The following is a 3425-nucleotide window of genomic DNA, read 5'->3' as shown; positions in this document are numbered from 1 at the left end:
CAGCAATTGTTAACTCAAATTAGGCAGCATCCACAGTACAAAGCATTGCAAATTGATTGTGACGTAACCGTTGGTGATGTCAGCCAATTTTTCAACACTCTGCAATGGTCAGCCACAGCCTGCACTGTGGACACAACAAGATCAGGATTTTTTCAGTGATGGGAGAGCAATCGCCCAGACTACCAATCACAAGCGATTGCCCCCCTTGTATCTACGCATCAGACACATAAGGATCTTAGCAACATGACCAAACCGTTAGGGTATTACTGCGCTGTCACCCCTGGAGATGGGAGCTTCTTAGATGAACTGCAAGAGCGATATGGCAGCACATTTGAGAAGTTAACCAAACTGCAAAAGCTTTATATCCTCAAACTACTGACTACCAACTTACTCAACGCAGAAGTTACAACCAAGGGCAGTATGCCAGCTAATCAGGAAGTGGACGAAATCGCCAGCACAGTTCAATCGATAAATCAGCGTTTAACCATTGGAGAACATCTCAGCTTGGCAGATGCAATTGTCAACCAATTGAAACATCACAGGGGATAAACAATGGCTCGTAACTATGGAACTGCCAATTTAAAAAATCATATTCCCAGCACTGCCCCCGGTACATTGGGCGCAATGGGTAAATTGTTCGGTGTGAGTGCAGAAGATTTCGCCAAAGCAGTGCAAGGGGATCAGACTGCCATCACCCAAATTTCAGATATGGCGCGGTTATCTGACACAGCCAAAGCCAACTTACCCAAGGCATTGGAAGCCTACCGCAAAATCATTGAAACCACAGGCGATATCAACCAAGCCTACGCCGAACTGGTGCAACTCACCCAGAAACACGGCACGGCCACCATGAAAGCCATCAACACCAGTAAAACAGGTGAGCAACGGTTTAAAAATGAATTGGTGGAGATGCAAGCCGAACACGTCAACGCCACCACAGCAGAAGCAACCCGACACGCACACAGCACATTCCTAATCCAAATCTCTGGTGCTACGGCTGATTTGATGGCAGTAGCCAAGTATGAAACTGACTTAGCAAAAGCAGCAAATAAAGTACCAGATGCCCAAGATGCAGCTGATTTAGCTTACGAAAATGCCGTCACCTCTGCGTTGTGGTCAAAGGGCAGTGAAGCCAAGACCGACCGCATACCCAAACCAAACTACAGCCGCACTGCTGGACTGAGTAAAGTTTGGGACGGATTTAAGAATTTCATGGGCATTTAGCCATTAGCAATTTAGAAGCCAGTGGACGCGCTACCACTGGCTTTTTTCGTTCAAAAGGAGTGTAGAAATGAACGAAATGGAATCATTATTGTCGCAGTTTCAGCCTGACAATCAACAATCCACACCTACGCTATGGGGTACGCCACAACCAGAAACCAAGACACCAGAAGATGAAGACGGTGAACGCCTAGAACAATCCATTAGGGAAGTATTCGCCAATAAACAACTCCTCAACAAAGCTTTATCCACATTTTTAGGCGTATTTGCTGCCAGTGGGGGAGTCAGCCTCCTAACTTCTCTCTCAATTAGCGCGATCGCATCTGGCACATTAGGCAGTATTGTCCTGGGGTTGTTTTTCGCCAACACCCTATCAAAACTGCGCTACGACGGCACAATCCACATTGACCAAGATTTCTTGGTAGCAGCTGCCCAAACTGTTAGCGTCGGCGCTGCCCTGTGGATTGCCTTTGATGAACATCGCATAGTGTCTAATGCTACCAAGACAGGTAAACAACGCTTTTACCAGGAAGTGAAAGAATACGAAGTGAAACCAACGCCACCAAGCTATGATTCCTGGTTTGTTTTTGGAGGATTGGGTGTGGGATTACTGGCGATTGTCTACATTCTGAGGAATTGGAGATGAGACAGAAGTTTGAAGACTACAAGCGTTCTGGCACTGCCAACAATATTACAGTGGCAATTTTGGCGATTTTTGGCATAGTAACGGGTGCAAAGTCGTTTACAGGCACACAAATAGCACTGGTTGAATATTGCTTTAAGCCAGAAACAGCAACATATCCAGAGAAATTCTGCACCCCAGATAAACGCTATGTCATGCCAGAGTCCGAGTTTTACGCCGAAACTTATGCCCCAGCCAACCCAGAATTTCAACGGGGGAATTTTATCCCATCCAAAGCTACTAGACTGAGGACAATTCCCCCCAGCAATCCCCATAAGCCGATTTGGGGATTAGCTGCAACTGTATTGATGTTCGGTGCATACAGCTTGAGTAAAGCCAGGACTAAAAAACTCTTAGAACTGATACCAGAGTACCGAGAAGCAACCAAAACCGACTGGCTAATTTCTAAACTGTGGCACGGGTTGAGATTACACAAAGAAGCGCACACAGCACAGTTAGACTACGATTTTCACCAGTGGTCAGAAGGCAGACGTGTAAAACAGGCACAATTAGCCGCCATGTCTCCCCAGGAGTTAGCCATTTATCAGCAACAGGTTAGACGAATGGCTGAAGCAGAAGCCCAAGCCAGATTAGCCGCCGTCACTCAGGCACAGTTGCCCGGTCAATCAATGGATGATGTAGCCCGTGGTGATGATAAGGTGAATGGCAGTGAACAGCAACAAATCGCCTCTGGTGACAATACCATTTCAGAAGTATTGCAACGTGTCGCCCGTGAAGATGGTAGCACCGCCCTTTGTGGCGACCCAGGCACAGGCAAAAGCACAATTACCCGTGAGTATATTAATCAAGTAAAAGCCAATTGCCCTGGTGCTGACATGAGAGTGCTGGCAGTTAAGAATGACTCATTTTGTGGACTGCGGGAACAGGGTAAAGTCACTCGGTTTATTGGTGAAAAAGCCTTAGAAAATGCCAAAACTTTCTTCTTAGACATTCAGAACGAATACAACGACAGATTAGAACTAACTGAAAGCGATCGCCAAAAATTATCCCCTTTTGTTATCATCCTGGATGATTGGTTAACCATATCCGCCAGACTGAACAAAGTTAAACCAGAGGAATTGGGTTTTGATTTCGGTCAAATACTTTTTGACGTGCTGATTGTGGGCAGAGAATATAACATGAAATTCTTTGTCAATCTCCACAGTCTTAATCTGGGGGCAATTGGCATTAAGGAATTAGACCAAAACACCCGCAAGTGTTTACGCTTGCTTCTACTAGGCAACCGTTACCGTAAAGATGGCAGAGACTTGGATGCCTACGGTGTCATTGAACAAGCAATCATGGGGAATCAAGTAATCACCCATGCCAAGGATAAAGAAGCGGTAAGAGCTAAATACACTGAATTAAAAGCACAATCACGCGCCCAATTCCAGCCTGTGATGTTTGCTTTTATTGGTGGTTATTACCTGGGTTTAGTGCCTAATTTTTCAGTACCAGAAACACCCATAGATAGAGAATATATGGAGCGGGTTTATCAGTTGGAATTTGAGGGAGTTGTTAA

4 protein-coding genes are annotated in these 3425 nt (G+C 45.6%); all 4 read left to right on the top strand.

The genetic code is table 11. The annotated features are described in order from the left end of the window. The first annotated feature begins 243 nt into the window (after positions 1-243). Positions 244-549: a hypothetical protein gene (locus ACM0OS_RS28540; RefSeq protein WP_414546547.1), complete on the top strand. Its 306-nt coding sequence runs from the start codon at positions 244-246 to the stop codon at positions 547-549. A 3-nt stretch (positions 550-552) separates the two neighbouring features. Then, a complete protein-coding gene (locus tag ACM0OS_RS28535; protein ID WP_414546546.1) occupies positions 553-1224 on the top strand; it encodes a hypothetical protein in 672 nt (223 codons plus the stop codon). 76 nt (positions 1225-1300) lie between these two features. Next, on the top strand, positions 1301-1867 hold the full coding sequence (locus ACM0OS_RS28530; RefSeq protein WP_414546545.1) for a hypothetical protein: 567 nt from the start codon (positions 1301-1303) through the stop codon (positions 1865-1867). After that, positions 1864-3425 (top strand): hypothetical protein (locus tag ACM0OS_RS28525; protein ID WP_414546544.1); only part of this gene is annotated, 1562 nt, incomplete at its 3' end. The genes ACM0OS_RS28530 and ACM0OS_RS28525, both read left to right, overlap by 4 nt.

Origin of the sequence: Nostoc sp. CCY0012, assembly GCF_963920855.1 — a bacterium.
GTDB lineage: Bacteria > Cyanobacteriota > Cyanobacteriia > Cyanobacteriales > Nostocaceae > Cyanocohniella.
The sequence above is the reverse complement of the archived record's forward strand: the minus strand, read 5'-3'. Positions and strand labels throughout refer to the sequence as shown.